The 14,821-nt window shown below is 70.6% G+C and carries 15 protein-coding genes; 3 read left to right on the forward strand and 12 right to left on the reverse strand.

The features are described from left to right. Position 1 precedes the first annotated feature (1 nt). Entirely contained in the window at positions 2-1,381 is a 1,380-nt protein-coding gene (locus HJG52_RS03335) for a DUF349 domain-containing protein (RefSeq protein ID WP_171242113.1), read from the forward strand. Here the strand turns inward: HJG52_RS03335 and HJG52_RS03340 are convergent. The 10 genes from HJG52_RS03340 to pdxT all read right to left on the reverse strand — a co-directional run bounded on the left by HJG52_RS03340 (position 1,378) and on the right by pdxT (position 11,441). Continuing rightward, positions 1,378-3,696 carry a RelA/SpoT family protein gene (locus HJG52_RS03340; protein ID WP_171242114.1) on the reverse strand — a complete coding sequence of 773 codons (2,319 nt, stop codon included), beginning with the start codon at positions 3,694-3,696 and terminating at the stop codon, positions 1,378-1,380. The two genes, HJG52_RS03335 and HJG52_RS03340, sit on opposite strands and share 4 nt — an antisense overlap. A gap of 16 nt (positions 3,697-3,712) precedes the next feature. Further along, positions 3,713-4,246 carry an adenine phosphoribosyltransferase gene (locus tag HJG52_RS03345; protein WP_171242115.1) on the reverse strand — a complete coding sequence of 178 codons (534 nt, stop codon included), beginning with the start codon at positions 4,244-4,246 and terminating at the stop codon, positions 3,713-3,715. 22 nt (positions 4,247-4,268) lie between these two features. Continuing rightward, entirely contained in the window at positions 4,269-5,450 is a 1,182-nt protein-coding gene (gene secF / locus HJG52_RS03350) for a protein translocase subunit SecF (protein WP_346767543.1), read from the reverse strand. Beyond that, positions 5,447-7,237: a protein translocase subunit SecD gene (secD, locus tag HJG52_RS03355; protein WP_346767544.1), complete on the reverse strand. Its 1,791-nt coding sequence runs from the start codon at positions 7,235-7,237 to the stop codon at positions 5,447-5,449. The genes secF and secD overlap by 4 nt, the downstream gene beginning before the upstream one ends. Positions 7,238-7,249: 12 nt before the next feature. Next, positions 7,250-7,555, reverse strand: a complete 306-nt coding sequence (yajC, locus tag HJG52_RS03360) for a preprotein translocase subunit YajC (RefSeq protein ID WP_171242116.1) — start codon at positions 7,553-7,555, stop codon at positions 7,250-7,252. Between the two features lie 143 nt (positions 7,556-7,698). Further along, positions 7,699-8,802: a Holliday junction branch migration DNA helicase RuvB gene (gene ruvB / locus HJG52_RS03365; protein WP_171243044.1), complete on the reverse strand. Its 1,104-nt coding sequence runs from the start codon at positions 8,800-8,802 to the stop codon at positions 7,699-7,701. A gap of 20 nt (positions 8,803-8,822) precedes the next feature. Further along, positions 8,823-9,434 (reverse strand): Holliday junction branch migration protein RuvA, encoded by a 612-nt coding sequence (gene ruvA, locus HJG52_RS03370; protein WP_171242117.1) that lies wholly within the window; start codon positions 9,432-9,434, stop codon positions 8,823-8,825. Next, a complete protein-coding gene (gene ruvC / locus HJG52_RS03375) occupies positions 9,431-9,967 on the reverse strand; it encodes a crossover junction endodeoxyribonuclease RuvC (RefSeq protein WP_171242118.1) in 537 nt (178 codons plus the stop codon). Before ruvC ends, ruvA begins: the two co-directional genes overlap by 4 nt. Before the next feature lie 110 nt (positions 9,968-10,077). Further along, positions 10,078-10,836, reverse strand: a complete 759-nt coding sequence (locus tag HJG52_RS03380) for a YebC/PmpR family DNA-binding transcriptional regulator (protein WP_171242119.1) — start codon at positions 10,834-10,836, stop codon at positions 10,078-10,080. Beyond that, positions 10,833-11,441, reverse strand: a complete 609-nt coding sequence (gene pdxT / locus HJG52_RS03385; protein WP_346767545.1) for a pyridoxal 5'-phosphate synthase glutaminase subunit PdxT — start codon at positions 11,439-11,441, stop codon at positions 10,833-10,835. Before pdxT ends, HJG52_RS03380 begins: the two co-directional genes overlap by 4 nt. A 78-nt stretch (positions 11,442-11,519) precedes the next feature. Here pdxT and HJG52_RS03390 point away from each other — a divergent pair, with 78 nt between their 5' ends. After that, on the forward strand, positions 11,520-12,488 hold the full coding sequence (locus tag HJG52_RS03390) for a hypothetical protein (RefSeq protein ID WP_171242121.1): 969 nt from the start codon (positions 11,520-11,522) through the stop codon (positions 12,486-12,488). 224 nt (positions 12,489-12,712) lie between these two features. Continuing rightward, a complete protein-coding gene (locus HJG52_RS03395; RefSeq protein ID WP_171242122.1) occupies positions 12,713-13,270 on the forward strand; it encodes a GNAT family N-acetyltransferase in 558 nt (185 codons plus the stop codon). Between the two features lie 26 nt (positions 13,271-13,296). Here the strand turns inward: HJG52_RS03395 and HJG52_RS03400 are convergent, their stop codons facing one another. Further along, on the reverse strand, positions 13,297-13,818 hold the full coding sequence (locus HJG52_RS03400) for a hypothetical protein (protein ID WP_171242123.1): 522 nt from the start codon (positions 13,816-13,818) through the stop codon (positions 13,297-13,299). 26 nt (positions 13,819-13,844) lie between these two features. Further along, entirely contained in the window at positions 13,845-14,774 is a 930-nt protein-coding gene (gene pdxS / locus HJG52_RS03405) for a pyridoxal 5'-phosphate synthase lyase subunit PdxS (RefSeq protein ID WP_171242124.1), read from the reverse strand. Positions 14,775-14,821: the final 47 nt, after the last annotated feature.

Here is a 14,821-nt window from a genome sequence, read left to right on the forward strand (position 1 = left end):
CGTGACCGAGCAGACGCCCAAGCCCACCCCGCCGAAGCCCGGTCCGCCTCCCGGAGCCACGCCCGCGGCGGTGCGCAAGGTCGCCCACGCACCGCAGCCCACGCTGACGCCCAACACGCCCAGCGGCCCCCCGGCCGAGTCGTTCGGGCGCGTGGCCGAGGACGGCACGGTGTTCGTCCGGACCGCGGACGGCGAGCGGGAGGTCGGCGCCTACCCCGACGCGACCCCCGAGGAGGCGCTGCACTACTTCGCCCGCAAGTACGACGAGCTCTACGCGTCGGCCGACCTGCTGCACCAGCGCCTGACCGGCACGGACCTGTCCGCCAAGGACGCCACGGACGGCCTGGCCAAGCTGCGCGAGCACATCGCCGAGGCGAACGTCGTCGGTGACCTCGCCGCCCTCGACGCGCTCGTCACCCAGATCGAGGGCGAGGTGGCCACCCGGCGCGAGACCGAGGCCGCCGAGCGGACCGCCGCACGGGCCGCGGCCGCGACCGAGCGCGAGACGATCGTCGCCGAGGCCGAGAAGATCGCCGCCCAGCCCGAGAACAAGGTGCAGTGGAAGGCCAGCGGCGCCCGCATGCGCGAGCTGCTCGAGGAGTGGAAGAAGCACCAGCGCAGCGGAGCCCGGCTCGACCGTGAGACCGAGGGTGCGCTGTGGCAGCGGTTCTCCTCTGCCCGCAACTCCTTCGACAAGTCGAGGCGGGTCCACTTCGCCCAGCTCGAGGGCACACAGGCCGAGGCCAAGGCGCTCAAGCAGGAGCTCGTCAAGGAGGCTGAGGCGCTCGCGTCCAGCAAGGACTGGGGTCCCACCGCGGGCGCCTACAAGCGGCTCATGGACCGCTGGCGCAAGGCCGGACGCGCGTCCCGCGCCGACGACGACGCCCTGTGGGAGCGGTTCAAGGCCGCGCAGGACACCTTCTTCAACGCCAAGGACGAGGTCGCGGCCAAGGAGGACGAGGAGTTCCGCGCCAACCTCGTGGTGAAGGAGGAGCTGCTCAAGGAGGCCGAGGCGATCCTGCCCATCACCGACCTCGAGGCCGCCAAGACCGCACTGCGCGCCGTCCAGGACAAGTGGGACGCCGCTGGCAAGGTCCCCCGCGCAGACGTGGACCGCATGGAGAAGGGCATGCGGCGCGTCGAGCAGGCCGTCCGCGACGCCGACGAGAAGCGGTGGAAGCAGACCAACCCCGAGGTGGCTGCCCGCGCCCAGTCGATGGTCGACCAGCTCGAGGCGTCCGTGGCGTCCCTGCGCGACGACGTCGCCAAGGCGCAGGCCTCCGGCAACGACAAGAAGGTCAAGGACGCCCAGGCCAAGCTCGAGGCGCAGGAGCAGTGGCTCGCCCAGGCCCGCGGCAACCTCGACGAGTTCGGAGGCTAGGCCTTCGGCGCGGTCGCCTTGGTGCCGGTGATGCGGTAGACGTCGAACACGCCGTCGATCTTGCGCACCGAGTTGATGACGTGGTCGAGGTGGCCGGGGTCGCCCATCTCGAAGGTGAACTTGCTGATCGCCACCCGGTCGCGTGAGGTCTGCACCGACGCCGACAGGATGTTGACGTGCTGGTCGGACAGCACCCGCGTGACGTCCGACAGGAGCCGGTTGCGGTCGAGCGCCTCGACCTGGAGCTGCACGAGGAACACCGACGCCGCCGACGGCGCCCACTCGACCTCGATCATCCGATCCGGTTGGGACAGAAGGGATTCGGCGTTGGTGCAGTCGGTGCGGTGCACGGAGACACCGTTGCCCCGCGTGATGAACCCCATGATCGGGTCGCCCGGCACCGGGGTGCAGCAGCGGGCCAGCTTCACCCACACGTCAGCCGTGCCGACGACGACCACGCCCGGGTCGCCCGACCGCCGCCGCATCGACCGCGTGCGGGTCGGGGTCGTCGCCTCGGCCAGGTCCTCGGACGCACCCTCCTCGCCGCCGAGCGACGCCACGAGGCGACCCACCACGTGCTGGGCGGACACGTGCCCCTCGCCCACCGCGGCATACAACGCATCGATGTCCTGGTAACGCAGCTCGGAGGCGAGACCGGTCAGGGTCTCGACTGTGAGCAGGCGCGTGAGCGGCAGGCCCTCCTTGCGCATCGCCTTGGCGATGGCGTCCTTGCCGGTCTCGATCATCTCCTCGCGGCGCTCCTTGGAGAACCACTGGCGGATCTTGTTGCGCGCCCGCGGGGACTTCACGAACGTCAGCCAGTCACGCGAGGGTCCGGCCCCGTCGGCCTTGGAGGTGAGCACCTCGACGACGTCGCCGTTCTCGAGCGTCGACTCCAGCGGCACGAGGCGGCCGTTGACCCGCCCGCCGATGCAGTGGTGCCCGACCTCGGTGTGCACGGCGTAGGCGAAGTCGACCGGCGTCGCCCCGGCCGGCAGCGCCACGACCTCACCCTTGGGGGTGAAGACGTAGACCTCGCGCGCGTTGATCTCGAACCGCAGCGAGTCGAGGAACTCTCCCGGGTCGGAGGTCTCCTTCTGCCAGTCGAGCAGCTGGCGCAGCCACGCCATGTCGTTGATGGGGCCGGTCTCGCCGTCCCTGGTGCCCGCGCCCGCCGCCGCGGTCGCGTCCTCCTTGTACTTCCAGTGCGCCGCGACACCGTACTCGGCCCGACGGTGCATGGTGTGGGTGCGGATCTGGATCTCGACCGGCTTGCCCTGCGGGCCGATCACGGTGGTGTGCAAGGACTGGTACATGTTGAACTTCGGCATCGCGATGTAGTCCTTGAACCGCCCGGGCAGGGGGTTCCACCGCGCGTGCAAGGCGCCGAGCGCCGCATAACAGTCACGCACCGAGTCGACCAGCACGCGCACCGCGACGAGGTCGTAGATGTCCTCGAAGTCGCGGCCGCGCACGATCATCTTCTGGTAGACGGAGTAGTAGTGCTTAGGCCGGCCCGTGACCGTGGCCTTGATCTTGGCGGACTTCAGGTCGGTGCCGACCTGTTCGCGCACCCCGGCAAGGAACTCCTCACGCGCCGGCGCACGCTCCGCCACGAGCCGCACGATCTCGTCGTAGACCTTGGGGTAGAGCGTCGCGAACGAGAGGTCCTCGAGCTCCCACTTGATGGTGTTCATGCCGAGCCGGTGGGCCAGCGGCGCGTAGATCTCGAGGGTCTCGCGGGCCTTGCGCTGCGCCGACTCGACCGAGACGTAGCGCCACGTGCGGGCGTTGTGCAGCCGGTCCGCAAGCTTGATGACGAGCACGCGGATGTCGCGCGACATCGCCACGACCATCTTGCGGACGGTCTCGGCCTGCGCGGCGTCGCCGTACGTCACCTTGTCGAGCTTGGTGACGCCGTCGACGAGCATCGCGACCTCGGAGCCGAAGTCCTTCTCCAGCTGGGCGAGGCTGTATGCCGTGTCCTCGACCGTGTCGTGCAGCAGCGCGGCCGCGAGGGTGGGCGGGGTCATGCCCAGCTCGGCGAGGATGGTCGTCACCGCGAGCGGGTGGGTGATGTACGCGTCGCCGGACTTGCGCTTCTGGCCCCGGTGGGCCTCCTCGGCGACGACGTAGGCGCGCTCGATGACGTCGAGGTCGGCCTTGGGGTGGGTGGCTCGCACCGTCTGGAGCAGTGGCTCCAGGACCGGGTTGCTGGGGGTACCCCTGGACCCGAAGCGCGCGAGCCGGGCGCGGACCCTGCTGGCCGAGGACGTGCCGGTGCCGATGGGCCCGGTGACGACGTCCTCAGTCATGCACAGAGCCTACGTCTCACTCCCCGTCCACGACGACCAGGGTGCGGACATCGCGCCCGGTCAGGCGGTCCCGGCCGTGCAGGAACGCCAGCTCGACGAGGGTCTCGAAGGCCACGACGGTCGCGCCCAGCTGCTCGACGAGACGGCAGGCGGCCTCGGCGGTGCCGCCGGTGGCGAGTACGTCGTCGACGACCAGGACCCGCTGCCCGGGGTGGAACGAGTCGTCGTGCACCTCGATGGTGGCGCTGCCGTACTCGAGGTCGTAGGACAGGGCCACGGTCGGCCCGGGCAGCTTGCCCGCCTTGCGGATCGGGACGAAACCGGTGCCCAGCTCGAGGGCGAGGGCGGCGCCGAAGACGAACCCGCGCGCCTCGATGCCGGTCACGACGTCGACCTGGCCACGCCAGCGCTGCGCCATGTCACCGAGGACGTCGGCGAACAGCTGGCCGTCGGCCAGCACGGGCGTGATGTCCTTGAACACCACGCCCGTCGCCGGGAAGTCGGGGATGTCGCGCAGGGTCGCCGTGACGCGTTCGGTGAGGGTGCTCATCAGGTATGCCGCGTGGCGCCGGTCAGCGACGCGACTTCGGCGGGCGCTTGGGCTGGTTGCGCGGACCGGACGAGGCGTAGCGGTGCGTCTCGCGCGCCGGTGCCGCCGTGCGCACTGCCGTGGCAACCTTCTCGCGCCCGGTGTCGCCTGCGGCGTCACCATCGGACGTCACCACGCCACCCTCGTCGTCGTGCTCGACACCGGGAGCGATGTCGTGCGACGTCGGGGCGCCGTGACGCTGCTGGTAGCGCTCGGCCGCCTTGTCGAGGGCGACCACGGCGGGCTCCTTGGCGCGCAGCGTGACCAGCAGCGGGGTGGCGATGAAGATCGAGGAGTACGCACCGACCGCCATACCGATGAACAGCACGAGGGACAGGTCGAGCAGGGTGCCCGGCCCGATCGTCGCGAAGCCCACGAGCAGAACCGCGAGGGTCGGCAGCAACGCCACGACCGTGGTGTTGATCGACCGGACCACGGTCTGGTTGACGGCCTGCGCGTAGGTGACCCGCTTGCCGGCGAACGCCTCCTGAGTGTTCTCACGCACCTTGTCGAAGACGACCACGGTGTCGTAGAGCGAGTAGCCCAGGACGGTGAGGAAGCCGATCATCGTCGCCGGCGACACCTCGAACCCGGTGAGGGCGTAGATGCCGACGGTGATCACCATGTCGTGGATCATCGCGGCCAGGGCCGCCAGCGCCATCTTCCAGGTGCGGAAGTAGATCGCCATGACGATCATCGTCAGCACGAGGAAGACGATGAGCGCCCGCAACGCCTGCTGGCTCACCGAGGCACCCCACGAGGGCCCGATGAAGTTGGCGTTGACGTTGGTCACCGGCACCTTGAACTCGGTGGCCAGCGCCTGCCGCACGTCGGCGGACTGTGCGTCGTTGAGCTGTTCGGTCTGGACGCGGATGGTGCTGGCGCCCAGCTTGGTGACGTTCGCGTCCTGGGTCGCGACAACCGTGTGGACGGCGTCCGTGGCCCGGCTCTCGTAGCTCGACGTGCTCTGGTTGCCGGCGGCGACGCGGAACTCCGAGCCACCGGTGAACTCCAGGCCCAGGTTGAGCTTGAAGACGAGCAGGCCCACGAGGGCGATGAGGGTGAGGACACCCGAGATGAGGTACCAGCGCTTGCGGTTCCTGATGAACCCGATCGAGCGCTTGCCCGTGTAGAGGTCGTTGCCGAGCTGGGCGAAGTTGATCACCGGGCACCTCCCTTCGCCATCGAGACGGCCGGTGCGGCGAACCGTCCACGCCCCACGTAGCGCGGCGACACCTTGGCGCCGAGCCGCTCCGGGCTGAGGCCCGACCACTTGTGGCCGCCACCGAAGAACTTGGTCTCCGCGAGCAGGCCGACGAGCGGGTGGGTGAACAGGAACACGATGAGGATGTCGATCAGCGTCGTGAGGCCGAGCGTGAACGCGAAGCCGCGCACGCCGGACGACGCCAGGAAGTAGAGCACCACGGCAGCGAGGAAGTTCACGCCGTCGGCGACGAGGATCGTGCGCCGGGCGCGCCTCCAGCCGGTCTCGACCGCGGCCCGCAACGGCCGGCCCTCGCGGACCTCGTCACGGATACGTTCGAAGTAGACGATGAACGAGTCGGCCGTGACTCCGATGGCGACCACCAGACCCGTCACGCCGGCCATGTCGAGCCGGTAGTTGTGCGACCACCCGAGGATGGTGATGGTGAGGTAGGTCAGGATGCCGGCGATCGCGATCGACGCGAGGGTGACCAGACCGAGCGCGCGGTACTGGATGAGCGAGTAGATGCCGACGAGCAGCAGGCCGACGAGGCCGGCGATGACACCCATGCGCAGCTGCTCGGTGCCGAGCGTGGGGCTGATCTGCTCACGGGTCTGGAGGGTGAACGAGATCGGCAGCGCACCGAACTTCAGCTGGTTGGCGAGGTCGCGGGCGCTCTCGATGGTGAAGCTGCCGGTGATGCTGGCGTTGCCGTCGAGGATCGCGGACTGGAAGTACGGCGCGACGATGACCTGGTTGTCGAGCACCGCAGCCATCTGGTTCTGCGGGGTCGGCAGGCTCACCATGCGCTTGCTGGCGTCGGCGTAGGCCTTGGTGCCCTCGCCCTTGAACGACAGCTGGATCTCGACGGTGCTCGAGGGCTGACCGTTGGACAGCGGCTGGTAACCGGCCTGGGCGTTCTTGATCTGGTCACCGCCGACGATGACCGGGCCGAGGACGTACTTGTTGCCGTTGTCACCGCAGGTGACCAGAGGCTTCTTCGGGTCGTTGACCAGACCGTCGAGCACGCCCGGCTTGGCGCAGTCGAGCGCCTGGAACTGCTGGCTGATCTCCGGGGTGATCCACGCCAGGTCGTTCGGGTCCTTCGGCGCCGAGCTGCCGGTGTTCGGCGCGCTGGTCGTCGCGGTGCCCGACGGCTTGGTCGCGGCAGGCGTCGGCGGCGGGGTGGTGCTGCGGACGAACGCCTGCGGCACGGCACTGCCGGCACCGGTGGTCGAGGCCGAGGCAGTGGCGCTGGGCTTGGGCGTGCCCGTGGCGCTGCCGGTCGCCGTGCCCGTGGGCTTGCCCGTCGTGGTGCCGCTCGTGGTCCCGGTCGGGACTGGCTGGTTGGTGCCCGGTGCCTCCGCGAGCACGCCGCGGAACTGCATCTGGCTCGAGCGGCGGATGGCGTCCTCGTCCTGCTTGGACGGCTCACCAGGCATGCTGACGACGATGTTCTCGCCGCCGCGCGTGGTGACCTCGGCGCCGGACACGCCGTTGGAGTCGATGCGCTGGACGATGATGCCGCGCGCCTGGTCGAGCTGCTCGGCGGTGACCTTCTGGTCGCCCACGAGCTTGGGCTGCAGCACGATCTGGGTGCCGCCCTCGAGGTCGAGCCCGAGCTTGGGCGCGTAGCTGCCCGAGCCCCAGACGTTGGAGCCGACGAGCAGTCCGGCGAGGACCACGAAGATGCCGGCGAGAGTCGCAAGGACCTTGAGGGGCTTGCGCTTGTACGGGTTGATTGCCACGGGCAAAGGCCTTTAGTCGGTGCTGGTGGTGTCGGTGGCGTTCGTCGGCGTGGCGGGCGGCGTCTTGGTGCCGATCGCGCGCCGGTCGAAGCGGACCTGGACGCCCGGGGAGACCTCGAGGGTGACGGCGGCGTCGTCGAGCGCGATGATCCGCCCGAAGAGGCCCGAGGTCGTGCACACCTCGTCGCCGACGGCGAGGCCGGCCTGCAGGTTCTGCACCTCGCGCTGCCGACGGCGCTGGCTGAACACCATGAAGATGATCAGGGCCACCGGCAGGAGGAAGATGAGCAGGCTGGACGCGGACGAGCCGCCATTCATGTCATGGTCCTTCAGGGCAGGTGGAGAGGCCGCGCCGGTCTGGGCGACCGCCCGAGTGTAGGTGACACACGGCATACCGACCAACGCGCCTCACCGATGCCACGTTCCAATCCGCGGGTATGCCGCGTGGTCACGCGGGTGCCTCAGTCGCCGAAGCGGCCCTCGCCGTCGAGCGGCAACGGCGTCTGCACGTCGGCGCCCCGTGGCGGGGTGAGGCCGAGGTGCTGCCAGGCCAGAGCCGTGGCGGCGCGGCCGCGGGGCGTGCGGGTGATGAGGCCTTCGCGCACGAGGAACGGCTCGGCGACCGTCTCGACGGTGTCGGCCTCCTCCCCCACGGCGACGGCAAGCGTCGACAGGCCCACGGGCCCGCCGCCGAAGCGGCGGCACAACGCGTCGAGCACGGCCCGGTCGAGCCGGTCGAGGCCGAGGTCGTCGACGTCGAACAGCGCCAGCGCGGCGTGCGCGGCCTCCTCGTCGACGACGTCGCGCCCGTGCACCTGCGCCCAGTCGCGCACCCGCCGCAGCAGCCGGTTGGCGATACGCGGTGTGCCGCGCGAGCGACGCGCGATCTCGCTGATGCCGGCCGCATCGGCGGCAACCTCGAGCAGCCCGGCCGACCGCGCCAGGATCGTCTCGAGCTCGTCGACGGCGTAGAAGTCGAGGTGCCCGGTGAACCCGAACCGGTCGCGCAACGGCGCCGGCAACAGGCCCGCGCGCGTCGTCGCGCCGACGACGGTGAACGGGGGCAGCTCCAGCGGGATGGCGGTCGCGCCCGGGCCCTTGCCGACGATCACGTCGACGCGGAAGTCCTCCATGGCGAGGTAGAGCATCTCCTCGGCCGACCGCGACATCCGGTGGATCTCGTCGAGGAACAGCACCTCGCCCTCCATCAGCGAGGACAGGACCGAGGCGAGGTCGCCGGCGTGCTGGATGGCCGGGCCGCTGGTGATGCGGATCGGGCGTTCGAGCTCGGAGCCGATGAGCATGGCCAGGGTCGTCTTGCCGAGACCCGGCGGGCCCGAGAGCAGCACGTGGTCCGGTGGCGTGCCGCGCCGGCGCGCTGCCTCCAGCACCAGGGACAGCTGGTCGCGCACCCGCGACTGCCCGGCGAACTCGGCCAGGCGACGCGGACGCAGGGCCGCCTCGACGGTGCGTTCGTCGGCGTCACCCTGGGCGTCGACCACGCGGGCCGTGGCGTCGTAGGACTCGTCGCGCTCGCGGTCGCCGAACACGTCGCCGTCGTGCATCTCAGAGGAGTAGCCGTCGCTCACCGGGGCCCCAGCTCACGCAGCGCTGCCCGCAGCCGTGTCGACACGTCCGCCGACTCATCCACCGTGTCGGCGACCTTGCCCACGGCGTCGTCGGCCTGCTTGGCCGAGTAGCCCAGCCCGACGAGGGCCTCGGCCACCTGGTCGCGCCAGGCGGCGGCCGGTGCCGCACCCGCGGCGGGTGCGGTGTCCGCGGCAGCCGCGCCGGACGGCATACCCAGCTTGTCACGCAGCTCCAGGACGATGCGCTCGGCGCCCTTCTTGCCGATGCCCGGCACCTTGGTGAGCGTCGCGAGGTCGTTGCCGCTGACGGCCGCGCGCAGCCGGTCCGGAGCGAGGACGGAGAGCATGGCGAGGGCGATGCGTGGGCCGACGCCGGAGACCGTCTGCACCTGCTCGAAGATGTCGCGCTCGTCGGCCGAGCCGAACCCGAACAGCGTCAACGAGTCCTCGCGCACCACCAGGGTCGTCGACAGCTCGGTCTCGCTGCCCAGGTGCAGTGCGGAGGCCGTGGCCGGGGTCGTGTGGACGAGCATCCCGACTCCCCCGACCTCGACGACGACGCGGTCCAGACCGATGTGCCGCACGGGTCCGCGGACCGAGGCGATCACCGGGACACCGCCTTGAGGCGGGCCTGCTCGGTGCGGGCCGCGTCGGCGAGCCGGTTCGCCGCCGCGCCCTGCCACAGGTGGCAGATGGCGAGGGCGAGTGCGTCGGCCGCGTCGGCCGGCTTGGGCGCGGCGGACATGCGCAGGATGCGGGTCACCATCGCGGTGACCTGGGGCTTCTCGGCACGACCTGAGCCGGTGACCGCGGCCTTGACCGACGTGGGCGTGTGGAGCGTGACCGGTATGCCGCGTCGCTGCGCCGAGAGCATCGTCACCGCCGACGCGTGGGCGGTGGTCATGACGCTGGCGACGTTGACGTCGGCGAATACCTGCTCGAGCGCGATCGCCTCCGGCTGGTAGCGGTCGAGCCAGCGCTCGAGCTCGTCCTGGAGGTAGACCAGCCGGTGCGGGGTCGGCTCGCTCGGTGGCGTGCGGACCACGCCGACCGCGACGAGCTGGACCTGCCGGCCGCGGCCGCCCTCGACGACGCCGATGCCACAGCGGGTGAGGCCGGGGTCGACCCCGAGTACACGCACGTCTCACGCAACCTTTCGCAACCGAACAGGTGTTCGGCCCAAACGCTAGCAACCGCGAGTCGCGCTCCCCCGCAGCAACACGCGAAGCGGGCTGCGCGGCATACCCGTGCTCAGTCGTCGTTCTCGAGCTCGGCGAGGACGTCGTCGGGGATGTCGCCGTTGGCGAAGACGTCCTGCACGTCGTCGGAGTCCTCGAGGGCCTCGATGACGCGGATCATCTTGCGGGCGCCCTCGGCGTCGAGCGGCACCTGGAGGTTGGGCACCCACGAGGCCTCGGCCGAGTCGTAGTCGATGCCCGCGTCCTGGAGCGCGGTGCGGACAGCGACGACGTCGGTGGCCTCGGACACGATCTCCCAGGTGTCACCGTTGTCGTTGACCTCCTCGGCGCCGGCGTCGAGGACCACCTCGAGGATGTCGTCCTCGGACTTCTCCGACTTGGGCACCAGCACGACGCCCTTGCGGTTGAAGACGTAGGCCACCGAGCCGGGGTCGGCGAGCTGGCCGCCGTTGCGGGTCAACGCGGTTCGCACCTCGGCGGCGGCGCGGTTGCGGTTGTCGGTGAGGCACTCGATGAGCAGTGCGACACCACCGGGGGCGTAGCCCTCGTAGGTGATGTTCTCCCAGTCGGCGCCACCGGCGGTCGCCCCCGAGCCGCGCTTGACCGCGTTGTCGATGTTGTTGTTGGGGACCGACGACTTCTTCGCCTTCTGGATGGCGTCGTAGAGGGTCGGGTTGCCCGTCGGGTCACCGCCACCCTGCCGGGCAGCCACCTCGATGTTCTTGATGAGCTTGGCGAAGAGCTTGCCGCGCTTGGCGTCGATGGCAGCCTTCTTGTGCTTGGTGGTGGCCCATTTGCTGTGGCCGCTCATGCGTTGCCTCTCACGATCTCGACGAACAACTGGTGGAACCGGTGGTCACCGGTCACTTCCGGGTGGAAGGAGGTGGCCACGAGGGACCCCTGACGAACGGCGACGATCCTACCGGCGGCCGGTCCGTCCTCCACGCGGGCCAGGACGTCGACGCCGTCGCCGACCTCCTCGACCCACGGCGCGCGGATGAACACGGCGCGCATCGGGGTGCCGCCGATGGCGCGGATGTGCAGGTCCTCCTCGAAGGAGTCCACCTGCCGCCCGAAGGCGTTGCGGCGCACCGTCATGTCGATGCCACCCAGGGTCTGCTGGTCGGGACGGGCGTCGGCGATGCGGTCGGCGAGCATGATCATGCCGGCGCAGGAGCCGTAGGCGGGCATCCCGTGGTCCAGCCGCGAGCGGAGCGGGGCGTAGAGGTCGAAGGCCCGCACCAGCTTGTCCATCGTCGTGGACTCGCCACCCGGCACGATCAGCGCGTCGACCGCCTCCAGCTCGGTGGGACGACGCACGGTGAGGGCCCGCGCGCCGGCGTCCTCCACGGCATACACGTGCTCACGCACGTCGCCCTGGACGGCGAGGATCCCGATCGTCGGCGCGCTGCTCACGGCGCGATCGTATGCCGCGGCCGTTAAGCGTTTGGAGTCGCATTGTCGCGGGCGGGGGCGGGTGGTACCCATGGATGGATGAACGCAGGGGCAACGCGGCCCGGCGGCAGCAGATCGCTCGCCGTCGACCACCCGAGCGCGCCACCGGTCGATGCCGGTCATCCCCTGCCAGATGACCTCTCCTTCGCGGATGCGCTCGCGCTGGCGATCGAACGGGCTGGAGTCAGCCTGAGCACCCTGCAACGGGCGTTGGCCGAGATCGGTCACCCGGTGTCGCTCGCCACCTTGTCCCACTGGAGGTCCGGGACCGCGCGCCCGGAGCGCCAGGCTTCGCTGCTCGCCCTCGACCGGCTCGAGCTCCTGCTCCGGCTCCCTCGTGGCGACCTCTACCGCCGGCTCGGGCCGTCGACCCGGGTCGGTCCGAGGGCCGAGGCGGACATGGGGGCACTCGACCCGCATGGCCGCGACCTGCTCACGGTGCGGATGGACGTGGGTTGCCCGCCACCGACCGAGCTCGCGCGGCTGGTGCACCAGGCCATCGTCACGGTCGACGGCGACGGCCTGATGCGCTCGATCCACCAGCGGGCCGTCTTCCGCGCGCTGGGCCCGGTCAGCGCCATGCCCGTCGTGGTGAGCCTCGAGCGGCCGCAGGGCGACCACGTCATCACCGCGCTGACGGGCTGCCGGGTGGGGCGGGTGTCGAGCCGCCCCGAAGACGAGACCTTTGCGGCCGAGCTGGTGCTGGACCGGCCGCTGGAACGCTCCGACACGGCGGTGCTGGAGTTCCGGATCGACCTGGCGCGGCACGTCTCCGAGCACGTCGTCCGCCACATCGCGGCCCGCCGGATCCGCGAGTGCTCGATCCAGGTCAACTTCGACCCGCAGCGCCCGCCCGCCGCCGTCGAGGAGTTCTCCGAGTACAAGGGCAGGAAGGTGCGGCGCGCCGTGCAGCTCGACGAACGGGCACGCGTGCACCACGTGGTCAGCGACTTCGGTCCCGGCCTCGTGGGTGTCGCCTGGCAGCCCGAGGGCTGTGGACTTCCTTGACGTAATTGTCTGTTGGGTCCGATTCCGTACCAGGATGCAGCCCGCGGGCCCGACGCGGCTACCGTCGATGCGAGCCCGACGGTGTCCCGGAGGTGGCGACGAGATCCAACCCTCACCCCTGGTCGCTACCTCACCCCGTCTCGGACACGTCGGTGCAAGCGGTCGGCACGGGACGCGGAAACCCCTTGCCCACGCCCCGTGCCGGCCGTCCTAGTCTCACGGGTGTGATCGTGCGACCTCGGCTGCCGGCCGACCTGCCGGGCCTCGCGGACGTGCTCGCCGCGCAGCAGCCCGCCTCCGGCTACCCGCAGCGCTGGCCGCTCCCCTTCCCCGTCGAGGACTTCCTCGTCCGGGAGGGTGAGCTGGGCGCCTGGGTCGCCGAGGTCGAGGACGCCGCCATCGGCACGCAGCGCCTGGCCGGTCACGTGTCGGTGACGGGCGCCGGGGACGGCGTCGAGGCTGACGGGTGGAGCCTCGGCACGGGGCGTCCGCTCGCTGAGCTTGCCGCCGTGTCGGTCCTGTTCGTCGACCACACCCTTGCCGGGCGTGGCATCGGCACCGCCCTGCTCGACGCGGCCGTCGCGTTCATCCGCGCGTCAGGTCGGGCCCCTGTGCTCGACGTGGTGCAGGAGTCGGCCGACGCGGTGGCCTTCTACCGGGCCCGGGGGTGGCAGGTCATCGGCGAGGCCCGCCCGTGGTGGTTGCCCGACGACCTGCTGCCGGTGCTGCTCATGACCCTGCCGGACACCAGCCCGGCCGGACGAGGGGTCACGGCGCGCTGAGGCATGGTCCCCGTCCCCCGGGGCACTTACCCCGGGATGACCACTGCACCGGACTGCGCCAGCACCCAGAGGAACTCGTCGGCATACCGGCGCTCGCGCAGGTCCTTGAAGTCGTTGTCCATGAACCGGTTGATGTGCTCGTGGCTCACGGTGAGGTTGACCCGTCCCGTCGTCGGCGACACGAGCCAGACCTCGGACTGGGCGAGCATGCTGTTCTTGCCAGCCTGGACCTGGTTCGCCGGGACGATCCAGGTGGGCTGGGCCGCGCCGCCCTCGTGGAAGCCGAGCCAGCCGTTCTCGACGCGGACGGTGCCGCGTCGACCACTCGTGAGAGGTAACGAGCCCTGCGGGGTGACCTCGGCGAACCACTGCCCCACCGGGGTCGCGGGTGGACGCGTCGGGTCGAAGCCGGCGGCGACCATGGCCTGCTGGGTGCTGGCCGGCACCCGCGGGCGGCGGCTGAGGAAGTAGGCGAGCAGGATCCCTCCGGCGACCAGCAACGGGACCATGCCGATCAGCCAGGTGATGCCGGCAGTCAGGGTGAACACGGACTACCCCTGCGCCGTGTCCGTGGTCACCAGCCGCGCTCGGCCAGCCGGTGCGGCTCGGGGATCTCGTCGACGTTGATGCCCACCATGGCCTCACCGAGGCCGCGCGAGACCTTGGCGATCACGTCGGGGTCGTCGAAGAACGTGGTCGCCTTGACGATCGCCTCGGCGCGCTGGGCGGGGTTGCCGGACTTGAAGATGCCGGAGCCGACGAACACGCCCTCGGCGCCCAGCTGCATCATCATCGCTGCGTCGGCGGGGGTGGCGATGCCACCCGCGGTGAACAGGACGACGGGTAGCTTGCCCTTCTCGGCGACCTCCTTGACGAGGTCGTAGGGAGCCTGGAGCTCCTTGGCGGCGACGTAGAGCTCGTCCTCGGGCAGACCCGCGAGCCAGCGGATCTGGTCACGCATCTTGCGCATGTGGGTGGTGGCGTTGGAGACGTCGCCGGTGCCGGCCTCGCCCTTGGAGCGGATCATCGCCGCTCCCTCGGTGATGCGACGCAGCGCCTCGCCGAGGTTGGTCGCGCCACAGACGAAGGGCACGGTGAACGCCCACTTGTCGATGTGGTTGGTGTAGTCGGCCGGGGTCAGGACCTCGGACTCGTCGATGTAGTCGACACCGAGCGACTGCAGCACCTGAGCCTCGACGAAGTGGCCGATGCGGGCCTTGGCCATGACCGGGATCGAGACGGCCTCGATGATGCCGTCGATCATGTCGGGGTCGGACATGCGCGAGACGCCGCCCTGGGCACGGATGTCGGCGGGCACCCGCTCGAGCGCCATGACGGCGACGGCGCCGGCGTCCTCGGCGATCTTGGCCTGCTCCGGGGTGACGACGTCCATGATGACGCCGCCCTTGAGCATCTCGGCCATGCCGCGCTTGACGCGCTGGGTGCCGGTGGTGGGGGTGCCGGTGGTGGCCTCGTTGGCGGGGGTGGTGACGTCGGCGGACATGGCAGGAGCTCCAGATGTGTGCAGGGCGCAGCGCAGGGGACGCGCTT

The organism is Knoellia koreensis (assembly GCF_013041615.1).
Lineage (GTDB): Bacteria > Actinomycetota > Actinomycetes > Actinomycetales > Dermatophilaceae > Pedococcus > Pedococcus koreensis.